General features: G+C 32.1%; 22 protein-coding genes and 1 tRNA gene. 4 read left to right on the plus strand and 19 right to left on the minus strand.

What is annotated here, in order from left to right:
• Nucleotides 1–6: 6 nt before the first annotated feature.
• The 19 genes from H0I32_RS04040 to H0I32_RS04125 form a co-directional block, all read right to left on the minus strand.
• Nucleotides 7–2,298, minus strand: coding sequence for a DUF262 domain-containing protein (locus tag H0I32_RS04040; protein ID WP_179314666.1), 2,292 nt, complete (start codon nt 2,296–2,298; stop codon nt 7–9).
• A 67-nt stretch (nt 2,299–2,365) separates the two neighbouring features.
• Nucleotides 2,366–4,864: a BREX-1 system phosphatase PglZ type A gene (pglZ, locus tag H0I32_RS04045; protein WP_179314667.1), complete on the minus strand. Its 2,499-nt coding sequence runs from the start codon at nt 4,862–4,864 to the stop codon at nt 2,366–2,368.
• A 3-nt stretch (nt 4,865–4,867) separates the two neighbouring features.
• A complete protein-coding gene (locus H0I32_RS04050) occupies nt 4,868–6,310 on the minus strand; it encodes a hypothetical protein (protein WP_179314668.1) in 1,443 nt (480 codons plus the stop codon).
• A 4-nt stretch (nt 6,311–6,314) separates the two neighbouring features.
• The gene (locus H0I32_RS04055; protein ID WP_179314669.1) at nt 6,315–8,039 is read right to left on the minus strand and encodes a hypothetical protein; all 1,725 of its coding nucleotides are present in this window, start codon (nt 8,037–8,039) and stop codon (nt 6,315–6,317) included.
• Nucleotides 8,040–8,050: 11 nt separating this feature from the next.
• Entirely contained in the window at nt 8,051–9,145 is a 1,095-nt protein-coding gene (locus H0I32_RS04060) for a 3'-5' exonuclease (protein WP_179314670.1), read from the minus strand.
• 11 nt (nt 9,146–9,156) lie between these two features.
• Nucleotides 9,157–10,173: a DUF1848 domain-containing protein gene (locus tag H0I32_RS04065; protein ID WP_179314671.1), complete on the minus strand. Its 1,017-nt coding sequence runs from the start codon at nt 10,171–10,173 to the stop codon at nt 9,157–9,159.
• The gene (locus H0I32_RS04070; protein ID WP_246293651.1) at nt 10,173–10,787 is read right to left on the minus strand and encodes an alpha-ketoglutarate-dependent dioxygenase AlkB family protein; all 615 of its coding nucleotides are present in this window, start codon (nt 10,785–10,787) and stop codon (nt 10,173–10,175) included. The genes H0I32_RS04065 and H0I32_RS04070 overlap by 1 nt, the downstream gene beginning before the upstream one ends.
• 2 nt (nt 10,788–10,789) lie before the next feature.
• Nucleotides 10,790–14,311, minus strand: coding sequence for a BREX-1 system adenine-specific DNA-methyltransferase PglX (gene pglX / locus H0I32_RS04075; RefSeq protein WP_179314672.1), 3,522 nt, complete (start codon nt 14,309–14,311; stop codon nt 10,790–10,792).
• Nucleotide 14,312: 1 nt separating this feature from the next.
• A complete protein-coding gene (gene brxC / locus H0I32_RS04080) occupies nt 14,313–17,795 on the minus strand; it encodes a BREX system P-loop protein BrxC (RefSeq protein ID WP_179314673.1) in 3,483 nt (1,160 codons plus the stop codon).
• Complete coding sequence (locus tag H0I32_RS04085) at nt 17,792–18,376, minus strand: DUF1788 domain-containing protein (protein WP_179314674.1); 585 nt, start codon at nt 18,374–18,376, stop codon at nt 17,792–17,794. Before H0I32_RS04085 ends, brxC begins: the two co-directional genes overlap by 4 nt.
• Nucleotides 18,377–18,378: 2 nt before the next feature.
• A complete protein-coding gene (locus H0I32_RS04090; RefSeq protein ID WP_179314675.1) occupies nt 18,379–18,981 on the minus strand; it encodes a DUF1819 family protein in 603 nt (200 codons plus the stop codon).
• Nucleotides 18,981–19,157: a helix-turn-helix transcriptional regulator gene (locus H0I32_RS04095; protein ID WP_179314676.1), complete on the minus strand. Its 177-nt coding sequence runs from the start codon at nt 19,155–19,157 to the stop codon at nt 18,981–18,983. The genes H0I32_RS04090 and H0I32_RS04095 overlap by 1 nt, the downstream gene beginning before the upstream one ends.
• A 178-nt stretch (nt 19,158–19,335) precedes the next feature.
• Nucleotides 19,336–20,019, minus strand: coding sequence for an ATPase (locus H0I32_RS04100; RefSeq protein WP_179314677.1), 684 nt, complete (start codon nt 20,017–20,019; stop codon nt 19,336–19,338).
• Nucleotides 20,020–20,057: 38 nt separating this feature from the next.
• Nucleotides 20,058–20,825 carry a hypothetical protein gene (locus H0I32_RS04105; protein WP_179314678.1) on the minus strand — a complete coding sequence of 256 codons (768 nt, stop codon included), beginning with the start codon at nt 20,823–20,825 and terminating at the stop codon, nt 20,058–20,060.
• An 8-nt stretch (nt 20,826–20,833) separates the two neighbouring features.
• Nucleotides 20,834–21,106, minus strand: a complete 273-nt coding sequence (locus H0I32_RS04110; protein ID WP_173588976.1) for a helix-turn-helix domain-containing protein — start codon at nt 21,104–21,106, stop codon at nt 20,834–20,836.
• A 299-nt stretch (nt 21,107–21,405) separates the two neighbouring features.
• A complete protein-coding gene (locus tag H0I32_RS04115; protein ID WP_179314702.1) occupies nt 21,406–22,152 on the minus strand; it encodes an RteC domain-containing protein in 747 nt (248 codons plus the stop codon).
• Between the two features lie 210 nt (nt 22,153–22,362).
• Nucleotides 22,363–22,878 carry a site-specific integrase gene (locus H0I32_RS18115; RefSeq protein WP_317167004.1) on the minus strand — a complete coding sequence of 172 codons (516 nt, stop codon included), beginning with the start codon at nt 22,876–22,878 and terminating at the stop codon, nt 22,363–22,365.
• Nucleotides 22,879–22,887: 9 nt separating this feature from the next.
• On the minus strand, nt 22,888–23,664 hold the full coding sequence (locus H0I32_RS18120; protein WP_317618117.1) for a phage integrase SAM-like domain and Arm DNA-binding domain-containing protein: 777 nt from the start codon (nt 23,662–23,664) through the stop codon (nt 22,888–22,890).
• A 184-nt stretch (nt 23,665–23,848) separates the two neighbouring features.
• Nucleotides 23,849–23,922, minus strand: a tRNA-Arg gene (locus H0I32_RS04125).
• Nucleotides 23,923–23,991: 69 nt separating this feature from the next.
• Between H0I32_RS04125 and H0I32_RS04130 the strand changes: the two genes are divergently transcribed.
• Genes H0I32_RS04130 through H0I32_RS04145 form a run of 4 tightly spaced genes read left to right on the plus strand, consistent with a single transcriptional unit; the run spans nt 23,992 to nt 26,465 of the window.
• Nucleotides 23,992–24,627, plus strand: a complete 636-nt coding sequence (locus H0I32_RS04130) for a Crp/Fnr family transcriptional regulator (RefSeq protein ID WP_179314679.1) — start codon at nt 23,992–23,994, stop codon at nt 24,625–24,627.
• A gap of 57 nt (nt 24,628–24,684) precedes the next feature.
• Nucleotides 24,685–25,242 (plus strand): YeeE/YedE family protein, encoded by a 558-nt coding sequence (locus tag H0I32_RS04135; protein WP_179314680.1) that lies wholly within the window; start codon nt 24,685–24,687, stop codon nt 25,240–25,242.
• Between the two features lie 2 nt (nt 25,243–25,244).
• Nucleotides 25,245–25,661, plus strand: coding sequence for a DUF6691 family protein (locus H0I32_RS04140; protein ID WP_179314681.1), 417 nt, complete (start codon nt 25,245–25,247; stop codon nt 25,659–25,661).
• A complete protein-coding gene (locus H0I32_RS04145; protein ID WP_179314682.1) occupies nt 25,662–26,465 on the plus strand; it encodes a sulfite exporter TauE/SafE family protein in 804 nt (267 codons plus the stop codon).
• Nucleotides 26,466–26,477: the final 12 nt, after the last annotated feature.

Consider the following 26,477-nt stretch of genomic DNA (forward strand, 5'->3'; position numbering starts at 1 on the left):
ATTTGATTATACTTTTGGAGTTATGTTTTCTAATTTTGTTGGTAAAAATTCATTTAGTCGTTCTTGAATTGCAATCACATAATTTTCACCATCTTCTTTTGTCCAGTTTTCTATATTGATTTTTTCACCGAATGTTTTATTAAAAGCATTCAAGGTTTCATTTGGAATAAATACCGGTTTTTCTTTGTCATTAAAACCATTTTTATCAAACCGTAATACTATACTTCTTTTCTCAGCAAACAATTTATTACTCAATGTGCTATTTGTATTTCTATCTAGAAGTAATAAGTTATTCAAGTCATGTGTGATATCTTCACTTTCAGTAATGATTATATCAAGGTCAGATTTCAATTCTTTGTCTTTTTTTAAATTTTCCATAGAATCATGAACTCTAATTCTACTAATTAGATCAGTATCTATTTCTAAATCTCTATACTCCATAATATCTTCAAACCACTGAGCATAAATAGTAACATCTTCAATATTTTTAGGTGTTTGAGGTATGATATGTTCAATACTCCATTTTTCTTTTATAAATAACTCAAAAGGAAACTTATGTCCTGCCATATTATCCATGTAATAAAAAACATTATAAAGTAGTAGTACTTTCCTCGTTTCTTGATAATAATTTTCATAATGTAGATTGTCAAGACTGTAGATGAAAAATTCTTTCTTATCTTCTGTCTTACCTGTCTTTTCAAAACTGGTTTTAATAGTCTTTCTTAAAGATTTTTTTAATTCCTCTTTTGTATTTCCTTTATTTTCAATTAGTAATCTCTGTAAATTATTTACGCCTGAATTCGTTAAAAAACCAACAAAATGAAATATTTCAGAATCTTGATACCAATTAAGTAATTTGTAATAGAGCTGAACAACTTCTTCCCACGATTTTAAAATACCTATTGGAGAATTGAATTTTCCCTCAAAATGTCTATATGCAAAGAAATCATCAGAATCTTTAGGTTTCTCTAATAGTAAATCAAATAGGTAATCTATTCTTGTCCCATCTTGGTATTTACCTTCATTTGGTTGAATGAAATACCAAAAACTATCATCTTGTAATTGTTTTTCTACACTATCCCATTCTGAAGCAAATTGATTGATTTGTATATCGCTAATAGAAACCGATTCACTATTTTTAATATCTAGAATAAAAAGCGCCTTGATTAATTCTGAAGACGTTAAACCTATCTTTCCTTTATTGTTGTTTAAAAAGACTTGAATAATTTGATTATCATTTTCAGAATCATCTATAGAATACCAAATTACTTTTACCCTGTTAAGTAGTTTTTCAATAAAACTTTTTCTTTTATTTTCTTCGGATAAAAACTCTTCAACCCAACGAATTATATAGCTTGTTACAGTAAAAAAATGATAAACGTCTACATTATCATAATCTATATTCTGATCAATAAAATTTGCCCATAATTCATTGACATTTTTTAAATCATGGTATTCATTTTTAATAAGTTCTTCCTTGGTTATCTTATCAAGAGGGAATTCAAAAACTAGAGGAAGTTTCTCATTTAAAAACACTCCACTTCGTTCTCTTGTTTTAAAATCTATTATATATAAATGCTTTTTGTCAACCCATCCTTTATATTCAAAATACTTTAACAATAGAAATAGGGTAGTTGTGCGCTGTTGACCATCTACAACTTCATTTTTTTTACAAATATTATATGAAGTATTATTTATTTCTATTTTTTCTATCTCATTATTAAGAGGTTTTAAGACAAGTGGCTGTAGGCAATACAAACCTTGTTTTTTATCATAGCTATCTATATCATTCAATAGCTCTAGTATTTCCTTTTTACCCCATTTATAACCTCTTTGATAACTACCTATTTCAAAAATCTTATTACTCAAATTTTTGATTGGAAGTAACAACAATGTGTTCTCATTCTCTAAATGTAATTGAGACTTGTCAGATAATAATTGGTTATTGGATGTTATTTTGAAAGCATCATTTGAAATGGTATTCTCAAAACTACCTGCATTAGTTTCAGCTTGTAATTTAAATTCAGTATATCTACTTAAACCTTGTCTTAAAGTAGCTAAACCTTTATAAATATCACCTGTTATTTCTAAAGGTGGATGTGGTTTTATATCATCCCTTTCATCTTGCTTAGAGTATTTAAGGTAAGTTGAAATTGAATGTAAACTATCTTTATTATATTGATCGTCAAGGTTACCATAAGCTTGTTCAATTGTACTGCAGTTGCCAATTCGAGAGTTTACGGTTGTTGAATCATAACCTTTATCTGTAAGCCATTTTTTAAACTCTTCTCTTTGCATACTTTAATTTACTTATTACTTCATTAAACAAACTGACTTTTAAAATTCAAAACCAATTCAAGCTATCCTAATACTCATCAAAATCATTAGTAAAAGAAATATTTAGCGTGTAGAAATATTCTTTGTAAATTTTCCACTTATTGGCACGATCCATTGGCTCTTCCAAGATTAATTTAACACGTTGACTTTTATACTTTCCACTAGCCTGAGCGGTTAGTTGAAACCTGTTTTTAACTTCACGTTGACGTTGATTTTCTTCTTTAATATCGAAGGTATATGTAAACTGATCACTCAATAAGGTGCCATCTTCTGCAACAATAGAGGCTCTAATTTTTCTTTCAAGCATCTTATCACTTACTTCATCGGTTTGAATAAATGAAACCGCTAACAAATTAGTAGTAATCTTATCCGAAGATTTTATAATATCTATGTCTACTTGAGCTGTGGTATCCTGACGTTTCTTGTTCACTTTTACTATTGGGATTACAATTTCTTGTAATGATGCTCCACCATGAATAAATTTAGATCCTGCACCTTTAACTCTTAATCTATTAACAGATTTCGGAATAAGTACATCGCCTTCGCTTTCTAAGCCCAATTGCTTGTGCGTAAATGATTTTACAGCATCGTTTGCAGTTATATCAGTTCCTAAAACAAAACGTCTATTTTGCTTATCTACATCTCCTTTAATATCAGCCGATGTAAAATCACTTTCTTCTAATGTTTCATGTTGATATATGAAACCGTGATCCGAAGTAATAATCATATTACTTCCATTCATATTAGAAATTTTCTTTAGTAAATCCATAAAGAAATCTAACTCATTCTCTACGGCATCAAAGACTTTATCTTGAGATGTAGTGTCGTCTCCTGTATCATCTATATCGTTATGATAGATGTAAATAACATCATATTGCTTTACAAAATCTCTACCTGTTGTATGGGCACTAAACTTCATAAAATCTTCGGCTAAAATTGCCGTTGCACGGGCTCCAGAGTTTTTAGCCAAAATTTTTGAACGTGAAGCAATACCCATTGAAGTCATGCCATCAACAAGAATTTGATCTGTCCCTTTTTTTACAGATAATTCATTATGAGGTAATAAAGATGCCATACCAAGTTGTGTGTATGATGGTAATGATGTTATCGCTCCATTTATTTCGCTGTCATATCTGTTTTCTTGCGCCAATCGTTTATTTAATTCCATTCCGCATTCAAAACGCAGAGCATCCGATATAATCACAAAAACACGTTGCTTTTTATCTACAAACGGTTGAATATGATTCTTAAAAAACTGTCTTTGACTGAAAGGCTCTTTTACCGGCCAAGTCTCAAGATTATCAACTACTGTTTGCCATTCATCATTGTAATGCAATAACCAATCATTAGTATATAATTTTTCTACCTTTTCTGCCAATTCACTTAATACCGTATCTTGGTTTGTTCTTCGGTAGTTAAGAATAAACTTTCTATATAAAAAGTCTATTTCATAAAGAGTTGATGTGTATTGTTCTAATCCATCTTCTATAGATTTAAAATCTATTTTTAATTTTTGAAGGTCATGCTGTAATTGTGCGGCATACGAAACACTTTCATAAAATGCTTCAAAATGTGGTCTATACCAAAACGTATGTTCCCTTTGTTTTATATAGCTCTGTAAAGTATCGTTAGCAATGTCATTTGTAATTAGACGTTGTACTAAATCGTATATTATTTTTTTATCTGTTAACTTAAAAAGCTCATCATTAACTGCTTTTTCTAGAGGTAGCGTGTTAAGTGTGCTTTCTATTTGTATATCATTTGCAATTTTTGCCGATATTTTATCAAAGCCTTCTCTGTAAGTAATGGTATCCTTCCAAAGCGATAGCAAAAGCCTCGTTTCTTTAGATAAATTTGGTTTATCAGTCACATTAAAATTATCAGTAAATGCTTCTACGAGAAAATCGTAAATAGAAGGTGACTCACTACTATAGTTAAATTTATTTAAAATTTGTTTCCAATAAAAACCTGATAGTTCATAACGTTCTAAATCTCTTTGCAACTTTTCATTACCATTTGCAAAAGCAGTTCCATGTGCATGTATAAACGTATTTAAATTAACGTAATCGGTGTTTAGAGTTACCGCTACCATTTTATATTGAATATCTCTTAGAACATCTCCTTTCCCTAGAAGCTCTTTTAGCTTATCAATACGCTCTTTTGATTTAAAAAACAGCATATGCTCTGCAACTAATTCTCTTAAACTTAAATCTAAACCTAAGTCTTGAAGGATAATGGCTTCTTGGTCTGTGTAGAATATATGGTAAGCCAACTCTAAATCTAACAACCAATTTTCGTTATTTATTGGTTTTGGTTGATTAGAATACACTAAAAATTTTGTTTTAGAAGTATTAGATGTTATTTTATATTTAATCTCAAACTCATTGCCTTGTATATGGTATTTCTCAACGCTATCAATAGATAAAGCATCAAAACTTCCCTTTAATTCATTGCGCTCATCATACCAAAAAATTACGTTATGATCTTGGAATTTTTTTTCTAATGCTTCTTGTATTTTTATATTCATTTATTATAATTCTATTTTAAAAACACGTACTACTTTAGACCATCCATTAATCCAAGATCCTTTACTTTTTGTCTCTTCTAATAATAGAGCACCTTTATTTAGCAACAATTTAGACGTAAAAAGATTTATTCTTTCTGTTTTAGCTACATCAATATATGGACTACTTAATACTATATACTGTATCCCAGAAAAACTCTTCTGAATATTATTAATTAGAGAAGATAAGTTAAAAAAATCCATGTCGATAACATTCGAGAATAAATGTACGTTTTCAGTTTCTGGAATTGATTTCCCCTTTAAATCTGAAATATTTAATTCATCAAAACCCTTATTTATAGTTTTAATATTTGTAACGTCGTTATTAATATGAAGTGCAGCTCTTTTTAAAGCGCACTCTGAAGGTTCAATTAATGTCACAGAATTTACCATGTTAATTCCAAAAGTATCTATAAACATTTTGGATGCTATACCTTGACCACATCCCCAATCAATAAGATTTATATTTTTTAATTCAGTGATATTAATGCCCTTAAATGCATCTTTTAGTTTAGCAATATGCTTTTTTCCATGAGCATACATATATGCCAATAATTGGTTTTCTGATTCTAAAATAGCAGTACCACGACCTAATGAATAAAATATTTCATTTGTTTGGATTGGCATGTAAAGTTTTTTATTCAATTCTTGTATTTCTACAATGTTAAGGTTATTTCCAATTAATTTTAAAGCGTAATTTGTATTTTTCTCTAATAGGAAACCCGTAATATAAGACGTAGAAATTTGATGCCTTTCAAGAAATTTATCGAGTAAGTTCTGAATGTTACTGTAAGGATTCTTTTGGTGATCAATAGTAACCGCCAAAATATCTTCAATAAATACATCATTTAAAAAACCGAAGGTTTTAGAATTATAACTCGTTTCTATCTTTTCTTTAAGAATTAAAACATCTTCCCTTGCAAATTCAGCAAAGTATTTTACAAAAAGCGCATAAAAATAGACTAAAATGGCAATTGGCTCTTTATTAGTATCTGTGTCATTTTTATATGTCTCTTCTAGTAATGTAAGCATAGCGTCATATGCATTCATAAAATCATGCGAAGTCCTTGACAACATAAATAACGCACATGCTTTTACTAGATTCGATTGGTGTAATTTTTCTTCAACTAATATTCTATAAAACTGCTGAAACACAAATAAGTCTCCTAATCTAACAGATGTGTTTAAAATAAGGTTTAAATACGCTTCATTTTTTTTAACATTAAAATCTAATGTTCTTATCGTGTTAATACGCAACGCTAATCTCTTAAACTCTTCTCTGTTTTTTGAAATATTTTCGTGATTCGATAAGCTGTAATTGTCATAGACCTTATCAAAATTGGAATTGATAAATTCTTGTAAGCTATTTGAACTGCTTAATGCGTCATTATAAGATTGTATAAAACTCATGCAATTATTCTTGATTTGAAAGTATAATTTTAATGATGTCGCCTTTTTTTGTAATGCCTTTAGGTATCTTTATTTGCAAATCATTAGCGAGTTTTTTTAATGTAGGGATTGTAAAGTCTTTATCTAATTCTGACGCATCATATACTTTGTGTTTTGATGTAGTATCTTCATTTAAACTCGCCTCAACTTCAACTTCTGAATTTGGTTTATTTGCACCACTAAATAAATCAGACTCCTCATTTAATGGCTCCTTATATTCTTCTTTGTTTTTTGATTTAATCGGATCAATAGCAGGATTTAACTTTACTTCGTTTGATTTGCTTTGTTCTTTTTCAGAATCAATTTTATTTATTGAAATGTTCGGTGTTTCTTCATCATTCATTTGATAAAGTGCTTCGCTGTCTGATCTAACATTTTCGATTAAACCATTTAGTTTGGGATTTATAAGTGTGTTTAGTTTATCTGATAATTTATCATTATCTAATTTAAATAATTCAGCAGGAAACCATTTTGAAACCTCTTTAATTAAGGCATCAATAATATTTGTTTTCTGAAGTTTATAATCTACTTTTTTGTATGGATAGTAATTACTTAAAACCTTTATATACTTATATTTTGCATCTTTTTTATTTGCAGTTTTACTAGAGAGAAAATTAATACTCAAATAATCGAAATCATTACTAATCGTTTTGTTGTGAAATGCGTATTGATATATCGACTCAACTGTGTAAAAATCAATTTTTGAATTTAAATCAAATTTTACTTGAATTTTTTTATTGCCGATTTTATAATAATTTCTTAATGCATTATAACCTACGTATAAACCATAAATTAAAGCTATTTCTTCACTAATACCTTCCTCAAGATTTGATAGTAAACTATTAATTAAGTCTTCTACACTTTTAGAACTGTCTTTTCCAAAGGATTCTAAAATTGCTAATTTAAAGGTAAGCGAGTCTTTTGGTAAGCTGGTAAGGTCTATAACTCCAAACTTTGACTTTAATTGAATTCTTTCTTGTTTTGATACTTCTTCTACTAAAGCCGTGTTAACTTGTTTTGCCAAGTAATTAAAAATCCTAGAATCGCCTTTAAAAATATCATGGAATCGATCATCTGTAACTACATTATTTTTTTTAATATCAGAAGCTATTCTTTTATTGAAATATGCCAATGTTGAAAAATAACTTTCAGAAAAGTTAATGTGATTTTCAGAATTAATAGCAGCACTAACTTTTAGAAAAGCCAGACCACCTAGTAACCGATCGAAGCGTTTTAAAGTTACTGTTAGTTCTTTTGTTTGATCTTTTTTAGTGATATATGTAAAAGGAAACTCTTCAGCCACATCAGACTCCTCTTTATCTGTATAGTTTATAGACCATTTTGGTATGAAGGCAACGGTACTGTTAATATTCCAGATTACAGTATCAGCTTTTTCTTTATCTTCAAAATTAATGGCTTTTATACGCGATATTGGTATAGCTGTATGGCATAAAAAAAAGTCTTTTGACATTTGTTCTAATGCTTTGTCTTCATCATTGTTTAGTACCACCTCAATAGAACAATCACTTATTTTATTCCATTTTTTTAAGGATAATATAATTTGATTACCACTATTATTTTGGAAATCATGCTCTCGATTTTTAATCAAGCTTGCTGGACGAATAATGCCATCCACTAAATAATGTGGTAGTGTATTGGTATTAAGGTGTACATAATACTTATTTTCCATTGGTTTACGTTTTAAAAAGGAAGATCGTCATGGTCTTCTATTATTCTTCTAATTGGTGGTGTTGTATTTGTTAAATAACTTTTATCTACCTCAACAATACCATTAGTTATTTGATTTTGGATAAAAGGAATGCTCGAATTACCATTTTTAGTTTTTTTGTGGTCTATGAGTATTAAGTTTCTTCTTGTTCTTGTAAAAACCACATAATAATCCTTTTCAGTAACCACATCTAATTGTGTTTTGATAAAATCTTCATATTTGTTAAAGAAAGGAATAATTACCGTATCAAATTCTAATCCTTTACTAGATTTAAAGGTTGTAACATGTATATTTTCAATCAAATTTAATTCTTCTTCTTCATTTCTGTAAAAACTGCACAAATAACCACTATTTACTAACTCATTATACCAATAAGTTACATGACTGGCAAGAGGTACTAAAATAGCTATATTATGTGTATCACTTTGAAATGTATCAATAACATCTTTTATAATTTGTGTTTGATTTTCATTGATGCCATCACTGCAAATTAATTGTGGTTTAGGACCGCTTGATTGTCCATTAGAAATTATTGTTTTTGGAAATAATGACCGTACAAAACGTACTACTTCATTTGTATTTCTATAATTTGCATGCAAGGTGAATCTCGGATTAGCAAAAAGTTCTTGTAATTGCTTTTCTGTAGTTGCCCTATTAGGGTATAGTATTTGATTGTCGTCTGCTGAGTATGAAATCATAGATGCTAAATTTCGAATTTGTTCATACCTGTCTTTTCTTACATCTTGTGCTTCATCTATTATTATTTCATCATATTCATTAGAAGCTTCGTTAGTTGTCCACTCATAGGTTCTGTTTACGTTAGAACCAGCTGCTCGGTTTTCTGAGCTAGCAGATGAAGCTAAATAGCTTTCTAAAGAAACTGTATAGGTTAATAACAAACTATGTCTTCTTCCCATACCATGGTTTTGAATGTGGCGCCACAGAGACACTACGCTTTTACCTGTCCCTGGACCACCAGAAACTGCAATAGCATTGGGTTCGTTTAAAACCGCTTGTTGCTCTATGGTTAAGTCTGTTAATACTGGAAGTCTAAAATAATATGCCATATGCAATACTTTTAATTACCCGTTATAGTATCCGAAAATTGATTCTCTTTATGTTTCTTATAATTCTTTAAAGCTAATTCTTTAGAAGTGTTTGCATAGCAATACACACACTCATGCGGACATGTATTGTATTGCCCTATATCCTTGCTCATAATACAACCGCAAGCTTCGCGCTGCCCTTTGTCTTTGAGTACTCTAGTCTTTTTAATTTTATTCTCAGGCTCAAATAACGTGGCTTCTTCAAATTTTACACCTAAAAAATCCATTAATATATTATCATCCGAAAACAAGTCAATCATAAGGTCGTCGTCAATACATTTGTTGTGTGTAACGTCATATTGCTCTAATGGTATTCTTTCTGCACAAGTTGCTAATTCCAAATTCCATGTTTTGTTTAGCTCTTGAAGTCCTTTTGCTAATTGATGCATCGTAGCTTCCGTAAACTCAACATAGCTAATATTTTCTTTTTTTAGATTAATTGCTACTTTTCTATAAATAGCGATATCTGCAAAACTGAATACTAATTTTTTGGTGTAGTCTTTTAATTGATCACCAATATGTTTAACTCTTCTCAATAATTCATCAACATCAATGTCATCCGTTAATATCATAGGATCAAAACGCCAGACCACACGTTCTTTCCCAATGCGGTCGGATAATTCTTTGAACGTTTTTATACGACTTTCTAACCTTGGCACCTTACCTTCATAACCTTCCTTATCGTAATCATTTAAAGAAAATTGGAAATAATAATTTTTTACATGTTCATTTAAAAAATCAATATGCTTTAGCATGGGTTTAGGATTCTTTGTCCAAAACACCACACATCTTGTATTTTTAAAAGCGACATAAGAAGGTACACCATTAAAAGGATTCATCCATTTTACATACCCTTTTTTCCAGCGTTCTACAAACCAGTCGGCATAAAACGTTGGTATGTCTGTAGAGCGACTTGCCGAAATAATTATTGGGGCTTGTGCACTTACAGTTTCTCCATTATCATTTAGTATGTCGACTTTTTTCCACATTATTTTATCACTCTAAAGGTTAAATTCACACGTTCTCCTAAAGGCTTCTTAGTTTTAGGGATTTGATGTTTCCAATAATGTTGTAATTCACCTTGCATAATTAATAAGCTACCATGTTGCAGAACAATGTCGATACGCTCATTAGTGTCTTTATGCTTTAACTGAAACTTACGTTCTGCTCCAAAATTAACAGAGGCAATTACTGGGTTTTCTCCTAATTCCTTCTCCGCATCTGTATGCCACGATATAGAATCATTGCCATCACGATAGCGATTAAGTAATACACTATTAAAAATAACGTTCGCTTTTGGTTCTATATCATTTTTAACTTTTAATAAACCTGGACTCCACGGATGTGGTTGTAACGTAATCCCTGAAAAACTATACGGTTTATCTTGGTCACCATACCAAGATGTTAATCTTGGAAACGGTATTTGTTTACCATACATATTCATGGATTCTTGTTTCCATTGTATGTCTTCAATTAAGCGTTTCAAATACTTATCGGCAGTTGGCTTATCATAAAAATTTGGAATATAAATATATTCCCCATTTTCTATTTTAATAGGTTTACCTTGTTCTGGTGGTGTCGAAAACATATCTAGTGTGTCCATAATTACTGTATTTCAGTTACATCTATCCAATCAAACTTTCTTACTTTATCCTTGGCTTTTTTATCGTTTAAGCCTGAAACCGTTTTAATTACATTACCAAACTTATTATAGTTAACCAACACACCATCGTCAAGGTCTATAGCAATACGCTCTGTGGCTATTTTAAATAACTCACGGTCGTATTCTTGTAATTCTAATAATACTTTATTTAGGCGTGCTTGCTCTTTTTCTGCACTTACTTTTTCACGGTCTGTTCCTACGTTTTTAACGTGGTCTAACTGTTGGTTTTGCGCTTTAAGTTTTTCTTGATATTCTTTTAAGTAGCCATTAAGCACCGTATTAAGCGTATCTGGTGTGTAACGATGCATATAGATTAATGCGTTAAACGCACCTGTAGGCGAAGAGAACATCCAGTAGATTGGTCTCTTTTTGTAACGTTTCCAGTGATCATTATAAAACGTCTTTAAAAAGTACTTACGTATATCGCCAACTGCATCTTCTACAAAGGCTAAGTTTTTATTAAAGTGCTGTGTGCCAAAGGTGGCTTTTAAAAAGGCATAAAAACGACCTACAATATCATCTTCAAACCACTCATTGTCTAGTATGGGGATAACGTTATCATCATCTGGTACAAACGTAAGATCTTCTAATGCTTTGAATTTAGAATTTGAGGCTTGTAAGTTCTCAAGATAAGTCTCTAAGGTTTCTCCTTGATTAGCCAATATTAAACCTTGTTTATCTAAACTATAACGTCCAAACATACAACCTACTGCATAACTTATAAGCTGCGCCATAATTTCGCTTTCGCGGAATACTAGTTGACCATCTTTAATTGTGGTTTCTTCTTTTAGAATGGTAATGTCTTCTAAAGGCACCTCTGGTGTCAACTCATCCTGCAAACCATAGATGTCTATAAATTGACGGTTAAGTTCTTCTTCATTTCTGTGCAACTCAAAAAACTTGTTTTGCCAATATTTGCAATAGACGTCGTAAACTTGCTGTAAGTCTTGTCCTTTTATGCGAATTAGTTCGTTTTGTTGGAAATCCCACGAGATTTCTCTTGAGTTCCAATCATTTCTGGAACTAGCAAATTGGCTCTCCACTATGTCATTAACCTTTAGTAAAATTTCATGAGAAAAGATAACTGGCAAGCATTCTATGTTACTTGTTACCAAGCTAACTGTTGGATTTATTGCTGGCAACAATAGTTTACAAATATTTGAATTTAAAAAGCCTAAAAGATAATTAGTATGAACGTTATCATGCACAAAAACACTAGGTGATTGAGTACCAAACACAACATTTTTACTTTTACGGAAACCGTAATTAGTATTTGAAATATAAGACCAATTAATTGCCTCTTTAAAATAGAATTTCACATCTCCACGTCTTACCGATTTAGTTGTTGATACTCCATCCCAAAGTTTGTGTATATTGATGATATAATCTTGATTTCCAAAATACTTTCTCCATTCCCCACCTTTATTAATAGGGACATATTTAAGCTTATTCTTGTTACGAAAGACATCTTCATTGAACGAAATATCTGTTCGTCCCACCTCTTGCCAAAATCTCAATAGTTGTGCGTCATTCCCCGAGACTATTCCTGCTTTTGAAATAGAATATTCAGCGATATTTTTTGATTGAAACAAAGAAACAACTGATTCGCTTAACCAATAGGCAAAAGGTGTTCCTGGTAATAAGCTAAAATCATTTTGATTGGTAATTTTATATCTACCATTATCCATAACAGGAAATTGAATTGGCTTTTCTTTTTGCTTATTGATATTATTAAAATTCATATAAGAATAAATTCCCCTAAATCCTTCTTTAGGTTTTTTATTTTCTAAAACGAAAGAAACTGTTCCAAAGGCAATTCTCATTATATTCCATCCAAAATGAGAAAGACTATGAATTTTAGTATCCTTAATTATTCTATTCCTTAATTTTTCAAAACTTGATAAGAACATCCAACTTTCCATAGTAACAAGCCCATTAAACCCTCGTTTTGGAACAAAATTTAAAGACCTCTCTATAAAACAAGCAAATAAATCTGATTTAGATAGTGGGTAATTTGATTTAACCCATCCTGACATATATGAATTCATCTTACCATCTCCCATATATGGTGGATTAGCAACAACACAAAGGTATTTTTTACTTAACAATACCAATTGGTTTAAAGCTTCTTTAATTTGCGTTAGGCTTTGTTTTAAAAAAATATCGTTAGTGTTAACTTTATTATTTATAACTTCTAAAACATTATTAAGTTCATGATTATTGGTTTGCGGAATTATCAACGAGCCTAAATTAGTGGCTTGTTGAATTGTTTTTAAATCAAATAAGAGTGCATCACTCAAAGTTTCATCAATAGCTGCAAATGTTGCATTAATTTCTTCTTCGTTTACTTTTAAATCTTGATAACAAAAGATATTAGGGTTAATATCTTTTTTAAATACACGACGGTAATATTGTCTAGCTCTTAGCATTAGTACTAAACCCGCCAATTGTGCAGCACGTGTGTCGATCTCAAACCCGTGAAGGTTTTTTTCAATGATTAGCTTTGGTATTTCGCTTTCATTATAACCTTGTTCTTCATATATTTTGGAAAGTAACTCAAAGCCATACACTAAGATGTGACCACTACCACAAGCTGGATCTAATAAAGTAATGTCTTCTACACTATTTATTGTAAGATAATCGTCTTCAGTTACACTAGGCGACTCAATAAAATAAGGCATATGCTCTCGCAACTTAGATTTTGGGTTGTTTTGCAACCATAATTTACCTACGGTATTTTGTACCATATATTCCACAATCCAACGTGGTGTAAACAATTGCGTAGCTGCAGGAATATCTTCTTTTTTTACTTTGCCTTTACTAGCAAACACTTCATCTTTTTTCTCTGAGATATAAAACTGGTAGAGCCAACCTATAATTTCAACCTCTGCGCAGTCTTCGGCTGTCATGCCATCTCGCACATCTTGTAAAATAGAAAATTGAGAAATTAAATCGTCTGGTAGCAGTAGTTCTGCATAGTCATCAATCTTTTCAAATAAAAAAGGTAGTGTTTCACTTAAATGATTACATGCACCAACTAATAAATCTGCATAGGCTTCATTTTGTGCATCTGTACTTGGTATTGTACCATCTAATACCTCATAAACGTGTTGCTGTTGCACAGGTAATTCTTCTGGTATAACACCTTGTTTGGCTTCTTGTAAAATAGCTGGTAGTGTGCCACCTTCTACTGGGCTTACAATAGAGACAGCTATGGGTTGGTAGCCATTAACGTCCATAAACCGTAAGGCTACAAATCGGTTAAACCAAGTATAAGCAACGGTATCTATAACGTCTGCTTTAGAGGTTTTGTTTATAGCCTGTTGTAGCTTTTGTAAATGCCCAGCTTTTTCACGTAGTGCTACACTATCGGTTGTCAATACTTTTTCAAGCTTGGCACCAATTTGGTCTATCAATTTTATACGTGCGTCTTGAGCAAATCGTTTTAGTTGGTTGGTATTCATGCTACTTTAAGTTGATCTTAATATTCTCGTTAATACGCTTTAAAAAAGCTTCTCTAAGGGCTTCTACATAACCGTTTACATCAGCTTCAGACACCAGCTCGTTTTTATCGTAATCTACATGTATTTGCGAGCGTCTTATATATTTGGCAACGGGCTCTTTTGCTTTACCATCTTCTTGTTTTGGTGCAGCCAAATTTGCCATAAGGTTTAAGGCATCTGTATGTATCTGCGATAACTGATGTTGAGATTGGCGAATGTTAGAAATATACCTTTCGTTAGTTATCGCGCTCTTTTTATAACTTAAAGCACTAATTACATTAGTTTGCTGTTCTATACCTAAGTCTTTAAATGCCTTACGCTTTGTAATATCTGTTATAAAGTCTTCTGCTGTTTTAGTAAAATTGCGCTTCTCTTCATCTATTAGTTCAAGTACTTTTTTAGAGAGTTGGTCTTTTGCTGCTTTAGCCAATTGCACAGCACTACCTTTATAAGGCGTGTTAGTTGCTAATAAAGTTTTTAAAATATCTAACTCGTCACTTTGTATGTAATCGAAGTTTGCGGTGTTGCCTTCTAAAAGTGCTTTTACTTCGTCGTAAATGTTGCGTTGTTCGCCATTCATAAACGTTTGAATAGGTGATAATAGATCTTCTTTAGCATCTAATAAATCGTCTTCAAACTCAGCTAAATTGGTAATAAAGTAACTGTAGTCCTTTTTAGACCAACGTTCTAATTTTTCTGAGAATGGTTCTAGACTTTTTAGAAAATGATAGGATTGTCTGTTGGCTAAAAGCTGATCCACATCAATACGCATTTGTATTAATTTATCTTTAAAAGCAGTAGCAACATCTTTAGCTTCACGTAACGGACAACTCTCATTAAAGGCGTCTTTATAAGCCTCTTTAAGTTTATTTACAGCTGAAGCATCAAAGGATGCTTGTGGTTCTAAAATGGTATTACCATGGTTAGAACTATTTAACAAAGCGTTTAAAAACGCGTCATTATCTAATAAATTAGAATCTTGTTTGGCTTCTATTTTACCACGCTTGTACAGTTTTGCTGTAATGGTCCAAATTGCATTAGGATACCAACCATAAGGTTTTTTAATAAAAACATTTTTAAGATCGATAAGCGTGGTACGATCACTACGTTTTTTACGTTTTAAAATTTCGCTTAAAATTTCGCCTTCGGCTTCAGACATTATTGCGGCTTCTTCTGTAAACAATTGTTCTGGTGCAGAGCGCACAGTAGTCACAATAGTATCTTCTTTAAATGTCACCGCTTTTAGCATACGTAAGTTAGGATATACAACCGCTACCAATTTTTGAAAGGCACTGATAACACGTGTTTTTCCGTCGCTAGAATTTGCCATTTCTAGTTTTCCACCGTTAAGGTAAATTTTAGATGCCGCCAAAGCAGTATTTGCCATGACTTTTAAATTGTTTTTACGCGTTACATTTTGCATGGATTTTTCTTGAAGAATCCTTGCAACCTGAGGTCTAATGCCAGAACCTCTATTTTGCATTTCGTATTTGGCTGTTTTAATATACATTCTAACATCGCGCATAAAGGTGGCATTAGATGCTAAAACAACCTTCATACCTGTGCTTCCCATAGTTTGGGATTGTATGTGCGATTCGTTAAAATCTTTGCTAGAGTCGTCTGTAATAATTTCTATCTCTAGCTCTTTTTCTCTACCAAAAAAGCTACCATCTATTTTGGTTGTAAAATCGTAATCTTGTTTGTTTTCTAGGTATTTAATGCGGTTAACCTCTATAATTTCATCGTAAAGAATTTCTTTTAGCAACTGCGTAACCGCTTGTTCATCAATACTTGTATTCTTTATTTCTTCTTCAACATCTTTTTCGTCATCGGTTAGAAACTCATAAATATCGCCATTACGCTGCACATAACTTTGGTTTTCTAGAATGGTTAATGCGGTATCAATTTTGGTTTCGTGTGCTTTAAGATCTACATTAATATCGTCTATTAATAAAACGGAAATGTTACGTTTTGTTGTTTTAAAATTCCCGAAATACTTCACTAAAAATAAGGCTTTTAGCACTTTAATGGCAAAAACATCATCTAACTGTTTTTCGGCAAGAATGATGGATTGTTGTATTTCGCCTCGCAATTCGTTACGGATACCTTCGAACATTAAATCGAAACTAACCAAAGCATTCTTGTCGCGCTCTTGAATAGCTTTTATCACTTGCTGAAAGACACCAAGCATAGATCGCTCTCCTACAGAAGCATGTTTACCTTGAAAGGCGTTGTGGTTAGATAAGGCTATTCTACATTGCTGAAATAAATCGAATTGATAGGGAACAAACGGGAATTTGTTGGCGTAATCCGCATCATCTTTATAACCTTTAAACTGCACACCAGCTTCTGAAAACGATAATAACGATTCTAAATGAGGACCGTTTTTTTTGTGTGCAGTCGCTAATTCTTCTTGCGCATTATCATTTTTATCTAGTAGACGTTTTTCGATAACTTCATCAACGTTTGCAGATGTTAGAGGGATTTTAATTTTGAAACGTGCTTGAATACGTGAAAAGTCATTTTGCTGGCTTTTATTCATATCTCCAACAACAGTTTCCATATCCTCTTGCGAGGTTACTAAAATCCAAGAATTACCTTTTGTTTTAGTTGCTAAAGTTTCTGCTATGGTTTGCAGATTAAGCATCAACTTGGTGTTGTCACTAATGTATTGACCTACTTCATCTACAAAAAAGTTTAATCGGAACCCTTTTGGCTTAGAGTCGATATATGCTTTTACACGATTACAGAAATCTTCTATAGATTGTTTATTTCTGTCTTCTAATTCATCAAGTATATTTTCATACTTATCGGCACTTTCATTAAAAACCGTTGCTAGAATATCTTTTACATCTAGTACAAAATATTCTAAACGATCTACTTCCCAAGTATTGTCGTTAACTTTTGCATATTCCGTTTTAAAAGCATCGTATTTACCTTTACTATCTAACCACATTTCGAACTCAGCAACGTGTGGTTGAAAACCGTAATAGCCTAGATGGTCGTAAAATACTTTATAGAATACAGAAAGAATGGCATTTGCATCCTCCTTACTGGTAATCTGTGCCTGTTGATCTATATTGAATAAAACAGACTCTGAAGGTACACGTGTTGCCTTTAAAATATCGTCTTTTAAAACCGCATCATTATCTACTTTCTCAGCAAATAATTCTCCCGATTTCCAGCCATCGTATTCTTTGTTTTCAAGAACATACGAGATGATTTTTAATAAGTGAGATTTACCACTACCAAAAAAACCAGAGATCCAAACACCATTGGCTCCAGAATAATCATTGTAGGCCTGAAAAAAGTCTTTTATCTTTTTTCCTATTTCGTTAGTGATGACGTATTCGGTAACTTCGGTTGAAATGTTATCGCGGTCATCGGCTTTAATAACCGTTTCAATTGGGCGGTCTATTTGTTTTTCAAAATAATTTTTGATCATAGCTTAACTTCTATTTTATCCATATTAAATGCACGGTAGTAATTGTCATCTTTTAGTAATCCAAAAAGATTTAGTGTATGTCCATTATAGTCTCCAGGGAAAAAAGCAACCGTAGGCGCTTCTTTTGCTATGTTTTGAAGATTATTAAGTACGTTATGAGAACGTATAAAAGGAAATACTAAACCAATTCCGGTTAAGAAATATACCTTAGCATTGTTAGATTCTATTTTTTGTTTTATTAATGGCATCAACACCTGATGCATATTTAAGGACGATTGTAAAGCGTTTAAAAACTTCTCTTTAGACTTCGCTTTTTCTACTTTAAACATACGTTCCATTCCGCCTTTAGACTCTAATATCTCACAAACAAGGTCATAAAGATTTAGTTCTAAAATGGGTATTCCTTGATTTTCTAATTTCTTTGTTAGTAAACCTATTTCTTCTCTGCATGCCAATTCTTCTTCCGCATTATAAGCAGAAATAAAGAAAGGGATTTCGCCTCCTAGCGATTCTTTATTTAAGAAATTAGACGATGAGATAACATTGAATAAATGCTCGAATTTATTTGTAAGATTCCCCATAATTATGCTGTCAATGTTTGAATATCAAAATCACTGTACAAGAAGATTTTGAACAATTCTGAATTATCATTAAGAATCACCTTTTTGGTTTGTGGCTCTATAATTTGAGGTTGTATCATTTTTGATTTTATATTGTTTATCAATCCTGCTTGTTCTAATATTTTAAAGGTTACTTGTCTTACTTTATTTTGAGTTACCTCTGTTAGTTTATCCATTTCTGGGTGACTTTCTGCTTTCCGTCTAAAAAATGAGAGATAATCTCCATTTGTTATTTCATAATCAAAAACGATATACTTTTCACGAATGACTTCAATAATAAAATCGCGTACAAAAGCAAAGTTTTTACAAACTGCAATGAATGTTATTTCTTTCTGCACATTAAAATTCCCTTCCAGTAACAACGCCTTTTGCTCCTCTGTAAGGACATTCAACCATTTCACCATTTCTACTAAATAGCGTTTACCTGTAGTTCTTTTTCCATGACCCAAAATACCTTCGATATCATCAATAGGTTGCACCAAAACATGCTTTGCTACAAGCACTAATTCTCTTGTACGCAAGGAAGCTGCAGTAAACGAAAAACTATATTTCTTTTCTGCAACCATTAATTCGTTAATTCTGTTAATGGGATATTTAAAACCTCACTTATTTTCTGGTAGTTTTTTAAAGTAGGCTCACTTTTTTCTTTCACCCAATTACTCACAGAAACCTCACTAACACCAATTTTGTTAGCAAGCCATTTTTGTTTAACACCTTTAGATTTTAAAATCTCTTTAAGCATATTCAGTTTAATAAAAATTAAAGTTTGTCTTCATATCAAAAATAAAAAAAAGCATGACTAACTAATGATTATTATTCAAAATAACTTTCAAAATTGAAAAGTAATCTATCCAACTGTATTATAGTTAAGGTAAACCGTAAAGGTGAGAAAATTAAGCTTAGTTATTATTGCGTATTATTTATAAGCGTTTGTCTTTACTACTAGCAGGAAAACTAATTAAATTAAACATGGCTCGCATTCTGGATCTGACACGTTCGCCGTATTTATCTTCTATTTCTTCAGCGTTGAGGTTTGTAGTAAGGTGTGTTTTAATCCTTTTTTCTTTGAATAGATCGTAACGTGATATTAGAATTTCGCCCATTACATTACAATCTTTTCCGTAATGTCTTCCTATATGCTCTACTCCTAAATCGTCAAAACAGTATACTTTGTTGTCGCTATAGTCTTCAATCATTTTAAAGCCGATTCTATTAAAACCAAAAACAATATTCCGTGCTGGTATGACATTATAGCTTTTTCTATGAGGTACCAGGTATGGTAGTAATTGCATTAATGTTGTTTTGCCACAGCCTACGGGACCCGATAGTAGGATTCCTTTTTCTGTATCGATATTTAGTTTCTTGCAGTAGTCGTGATCTTGGATAAAATAACTTGCTAATTTTAGTAAGAGTTGATGGTCGTCTTTGTAGATTTTGAAGTTTTTACCAAAGCGCATTTTTCCTTTTGCATCTAGGTAGGTACGTATCTTAGGAAAATCGTAAGAAATGTATTTACCATCAAAACTGCCTAACTGAAATTGCGTGGTGCCTTCGTAAATGATACTTGGATTCTTTACATTATATGTGCTAGCTGTTTTTGTCATTTTGGAGTTCATTTAAGAGATTCCCGCCTTCGCAGGAACTAGAGCGGTTGATTATAGTCTTTGTTTCTTATAGTGTGTAGGTTGTCTTTGATTTGGGACTGTCGTTTATCATTTGTTCTCGTATCTCGACTGCGCTCGATATGACCTGCTCGAACTGACAACTCCTCTGATTTAAGCATCCAATTTTTAGCAGAAGCGTGCCAATCTTCCATTTTAATCTTTCCTCCAATTTTCCAGCCTATAGCGCAATAATGGTTATAGAATTTTTGGGCTTCTATTTCTGGCCATTTTTCTTTTTTAAAAAATTCTAAAACTTCATTTTCATTTTTAGGCTGCGGTAGTTTATAACTGTTTTCTATTGTTTGTATATGTTTATTAGAAGGTACCAGTGCTTGTCTTTGATTTGGGACAGCTAAGTCTAGTGCTTGTTCCACTACTTGTCTTGCATTTGGGATTGTTGATTCCAACTGATTTTGACCTTGTTTCTTGAGATTTTCGCTTTCGCGAGAGCTGAAGATGAGCATCTTAATTACCGATCCTTTGAATGGATTATGCGATGGTTCATAAACAAGGTATTTGTAATGATGTAACTCTTTGGTGCATCTGTGGTAGGTGGATTTAGAACCAATTTTGGACAGTTTCATTATATCGTCTCGATTGACGTGAAAACTGTTTCTAAACCGATTGTAGTTCCACACCTGAAAAAATGCGAGGTACAAACTAATGTGTGTTGGATTAAGTCTGGTGTCTTTTGAAAACTGACTAAATACTGCGTTGAGGTGCTTGATGTAATTAACTTCTGCCACAGCATCTCTTATGAAGCGACACGATTATCTTTGAGTACTTTTAGAATTTCTTCATACTCGTAGAGAATGATTCCGCCAATTTTACTGTAGGGCAGCGTCCCATTAATTCGTAGATTTTGAAGTGTTCCAGGACTTACTTGTAACATTTCCATAACCTCAGCTGATTTGATGTATTTTTTGGTTGTGGTTTTTGGGGTTTCTGCAAGTAGTTTTTTGAGTTCGCCAAATAGTTGCATTTTGAAATCGTAAAGGTCTTCTGTGGTTAAAATTGTTGTTGCCATTGTAGAATTTTTTTTAATGGTTATTAAAATGGTTAAAGATCCCCCTTTGGGAGGTTCCGCATTACGTGCGGGGTAACTAAAAGTACTACCATATTGAGGTTTCACTCTCTATGATAGTACTTAGGTTAATTTAGTTCACGAACTTTTCTATTTTAATAAACAGGTGTTCATGAATCTATCAATTTGACTTTCGTTCTACAAAGCTGCTATTATTTGCGTGGTTTTCTTCGGTATGGCTTCGGTAGTACCGACTTATTTTAACATTTTTAAAATGAATTATTTTAGGTTTTCATCTTCTTTCATTTCGCATTATCATTATCTATACGTTTCTCAAGACTCCTTTTTAATTGATCTAAAAATTTTGTGGTGTCTTTGCCTCTATTTTTGATTTCTGCATAGGTTTTGTAGACGTTATTTAGGTTGAGGTCGAATAACTCAGAGCATATTTCTGCCATTTTACTGATTTCCACTTGCCCGTTTTTGATGGATCCGGCACTATGTAATGCATAAATTAATTCTACTAAATCTGTTTTTGAAGCTGTCCATGAGAGATCGCAAGACAGCAATGGATTGTCCTCTACTCTTTTCACTTTTGTATTTTGATTTGTTAGTGCATGAAGTTCTTTTTGATAATACACGGATAATAAATCATAACAAACGACTTGAGCCGCCAGATTATCATGACTGGTTGAGAATTCTGGATCCGAAAAATAATGCGATGTATCTACAGGGAAATTTAATTTACAATTGCCTCTAACGAAATAAATATGATCTAGAGACGCGCTATTATGTCTGATATAATGATAGAATTCCAGATTCCGGATCTTCTGTTTTTCTAATTCATCTATTAATAAACAAACATATTTAACTTGTTTTTTGATGCTTGCACTAGGCCTCTCAAAAATAAACTTTCTTATTTTTAAGAAGTATTTAATACGACCATTGACAAATGGTTTTATTCTTTTAAAGAAGTAAATTTCTGCTTCTTGAGTAAACAGACATTCTTTTGTTCTTAATAGTACCCTTAATTGATTTAAGGTATTTATTTAAAGTTCTAATTTTTGGGTTAAAACATTGATGTCTTGTAGGTTTTGATTTTTGTTTTGCTCGAGCTGGTTTTTATACTGCTCAACGATTGGGGTGATGTGTAGCATAGATGGGGTTTTAAATAAACCCCATAAATTATATAAGATTTTATAAAACTCAAAACAAAAACCAAATTAAACGTCTAAATGACAGAAATTTAGCTACCTCATTCAATCTGCTTTTTTCATTTTTGTTTTTTTATTTTTAAGATCTAAGATTTCTTTTAAGGCCTTCATATCCCCACTCACTTTGTGTTCTAAAACACGTGCGTAAATTTGAGTGGTTGAAATTTTAGTATGGCCTAACAGTTTAGAAACGGTTTCTATAGGTACTCCGTTTGACAGGGTTATTGTTGTTGCAAAGGTATGTCGGGCCATATGAAACGTGAGATTTTTTTCGATGCCCACAAAGTTAGCGACTTCTTTTAAGTATACATTTAGCTTCTCGTTTGTCATTATAGGAAGAAGTGATTCTGTTACTCTTGTTACTGGATGGTCTTTGTACTTGGTTATGATTTCTAATGCTTTTCCTAACAATGGTACTTTTACAATTGTATTGGTTTTTTGTCTTTTGGTCATGATCCAGTTTCCCCCATCCATACCTAATACTAAATGACTCGATGTGAGACTCATTAGGTCTACATAACTGATTCCTGTATAACAACTAAAGACGAATAAGTCGCGCACACGATCGAGTCATTCTGATATGAACACTTTGTCTTCTAGATTTTTTAGTTCTTGCTCTGAAAGGAATTCTCTGTTTGTTTTTTCGTAAGTCATTTTCCATCTTACAAACGGATCTTTATTAATCCATTCCATATGAAAGGCTAGTGTCACGATTTTTCGTAGACGCTGTATATGTTTCATTACCGTATTATGACTCAATGCTTTTGGATGACCAACAGGCCAAAGGTTGGAAAGGTAGATTTGAAAATCAGATAAAAACTCAAAATTAAGCTGTTTGAGATAGATGTCTGAGGTATTTTTTTTCTTCAACAGAAATTTCTTGACATAGTTTTCTGTTATTCCAAAATTTCGGATTGAACCAGCAGCAAGCGTGTTCGCAATTTTTTGATTGTGATACTCTATAATGTTATTTAGCGTTTTTCCTTCCTGGTCATCTTGTCCAGTATACTTTGCTTTTATTAATTGCGCCGTAATGAGTTCTCCTTTAAATTTTAAGTCTTGGTAGATTTGAAAGAGTTGGGTGTAGGTTTCATCTAGATAACTATTAATTTGTCTAGCGGTTGCATTTGTACCATTAACACGTTTTTTAGTTACGTTCCAGTGGTCAACGTTGACCTTACGCTTAAGGCTTATGTTGACGCGCTTGCGGTTAACAGTTACTCTAGCATAGATTTCTGCTTCATTATTTTTTGCACGTGAAGCGTTTATCCAGAATAGGATTGAAAATGTGTTTGAAGATTTCATAGTTATACGTCTTTTAAGATTAAACTTTAGGACGAAAGTCAAATAAACTATGTTTCAGCGTTTTAAGGGCAATCGGTCAACATGTTGACCACGGATATTTTTTGTTGACCGCGAAGTCGTCAACAGATATGAAATGATATCAAATACTATTGCCTCCTAAAAACGACTAAAGCTTGTAAAATCATAGATTTTACAAGCTTTTGATAAGGAATGTGATTCCTTTTAGTGACCTCGACTGGATTCAAACCAGTAACCTCTTGAGCCGTAATCAAGTGCGCTATTCAGTTGCGCCACGAGGCCTTTTTTTGTGGGTGCAAATATAACACTTTTATTTAAATACAACCAAATTTTTATTCTTATTTTTGAAATATGATTTCTAAAGAACTACTCGAGCCTTTTAATTACCTATTCGATTCCGAAATAATCGACAGTATTGCTGACGTTGCTTTACTTAAAACTTTTCAAAAATCAGATATCATTATTGATATTGGTCAAGAATTAAATTTCATCCCTTTACTTATAAAAGGGAACATAAAAGTTTTGAGAGAAGATAAAAATGGTGACGAGCTTTTATTATATGTTTTAGAGTCTGGTGACACTTGTGCCATGTCTTTAACGTGTTGCATGGTAAAATCTGTAAGCAAAATTCGTGCTATTGCAGATGAAGATGTAACTGTCATAATGATTCCTATAGCTAATATGAAACTTTGGTTTAATTCTAATGAAAGCTGGAGGACCTTCATCTTGCAAAGCTATCAAGTTCGTTTTGATGAGATGTTAGAAACCATAGACACATTGGCGTTTATGAAAATGGATAAGCGTTTGTTTAAATATCTTACAGATCAAGTAAAATTAACAGCATCAACGAGCTTGGCAATTACCCATCAAGAAATCGCAGAAGACCTTAATACTTCTAGAGTGGTCGTTTCCCGTCTACTAAAACAACTCGAAAGAGAACATAAAATTGAACTTGGCCGTAATAAAATAAATGTTTTAGACTTTTAGTAACATTTATCACATAGCCTAAACTATAGAACTTTATTTTTGTATAATTATTAATTTATGGAATATATTTCACAACCTTGGCCATGGTATATCTCTGGTCCATGTATTGCTATTATCATGTTTTTACTCCTATATTTCGGAAGAACTTTCGGAATGTCATCTAACCTTAGAACGATGTGTGCTATTGGAGGAGCTGGAAAACGTGTTGATTTTTTTAAATTCGATTGGAAAAGTCAACGTTGGAATTTAGTCGTGGTACTCGGAGCTATTGTTGGTGGCTTTATTGCACAATATGTTTTATCTAACCCTAATCCAATAGATTTAAGTCAAAATACAATTACAGATTTAAAAGCTCTTGGTTTTGAAAATGCAGGAGAAAATCTTTTACCACCAGAATTATTTAGTTGGGATGCTGTTCTTTCTTTCAAAGGTTTATCTATTCTACTTATTGGAGGAATCCTTGTTGGTTTCGGAACACGTTACGCTGGCGGATGTACTTCCGGGCATGCAATAACAGGTTTAAGTAGCCTACAACTTCCGTCTCTTATAGCTGTTATAGGTTTCTTTTTAGGCGGTTTAATTATGATTCATATCATTTTTCCAATACTATTTTAATTATGGGTAAGTATATAAAATTCTTTTTGATCGGTATTTTTTTCGGAATCGTTTTAGTTAAATCCGAAGCCGTTTCATGGTATCGAATTTACGAAATGTTTAAATTTCAATCCTTTCACATGTTTGGTATTATTGGTACTGCTGTTGCAACAGGTATTGTTATCTTATTAATTTCGAAAGCTAAAAAAATCAAAAATATTGAAGGAACAAATGTAAACGTTCCACTTAAAGCTCGTGGTTTTACACGTTATATTTTAGGAGGAACAATTTTTGGTTTAGGCTGGGCATTAAGTGGAGCATGTCCTGGACCAATGTATATTTTAATAGGTACTGGTGCATTTTCTATTTTAATTGTAATTATTGGTGCATTAATAGGAACCTATTTCTACGGATTAATCATGAAAAAACTACCACACTAAATGGAACTAGTTGAAATTTTAGGATATTCAGGTGCTTTAATTGTAGGACTCGTCTTAGGCTTAATTGGCGGAGGTGGGTCAATTTTAACGGTTCCTATTTTAGTCTATTTTTTAGGCTTTAGTCCTATTGTTGCAACAGGTTATTCTCTTTTTGTTGTAGGAAGCACTTCATTGATAGGTACTTTAAGAAACTTAAAAAAGAACAGTATAGATTTTAAAACAGCACTTGTTTTTGCTGTACCATCAATAATAACCGTATTTATGGTAAGAAGTTTGGTCATACCCAACTTACCTGAAGTGCTATTTTCAATTGGAACTTTCAAATTTACCAATTCGCTTTTTATAATGTTATTATTTGCACTAATTATGCTTTTAGCGGGTTGGTCTATGATTAAATCTAAAGATATAAGTACAGAAAGCGTAATTAAGGAGTTTGACAATACACACTATTTTGCTATCGGAACGCAAGCCATTGGTATTGGAACTTTAGTTGGTTTAGTTGGTGCTGGTGGCGGATTTTTAATTGTACCTGCTTTAGTTTTACTCGTAAAACTTCCTATAAAAAAAGCAATTAGTACGTCGCTATTTATTATTTCTATACAGTCACTTATTGGTTTCTTAGGGGATCTAAACACCTTAATTATAGATTGGAAGTTTCTACTGACGTTTACTTTTATTTCTATTATTGGTATTTTTATAGGCTTAACACTTTCAAAAAAAATTAGTGCAAAAGGCTTAAAAAAAGGGTTTGGATATTTCACCGTTTTTATGGCCACTTATATCGTTTACAAGGAACTCTTTTAACACTTTGTGACA

It is taken from the genome of Winogradskyella sp. HaHa_3_26 (assembly GCF_019278425.1).
Lineage (GTDB): Bacteria > Bacteroidota > Bacteroidia > Flavobacteriales > Flavobacteriaceae > Winogradskyella > Winogradskyella undariae.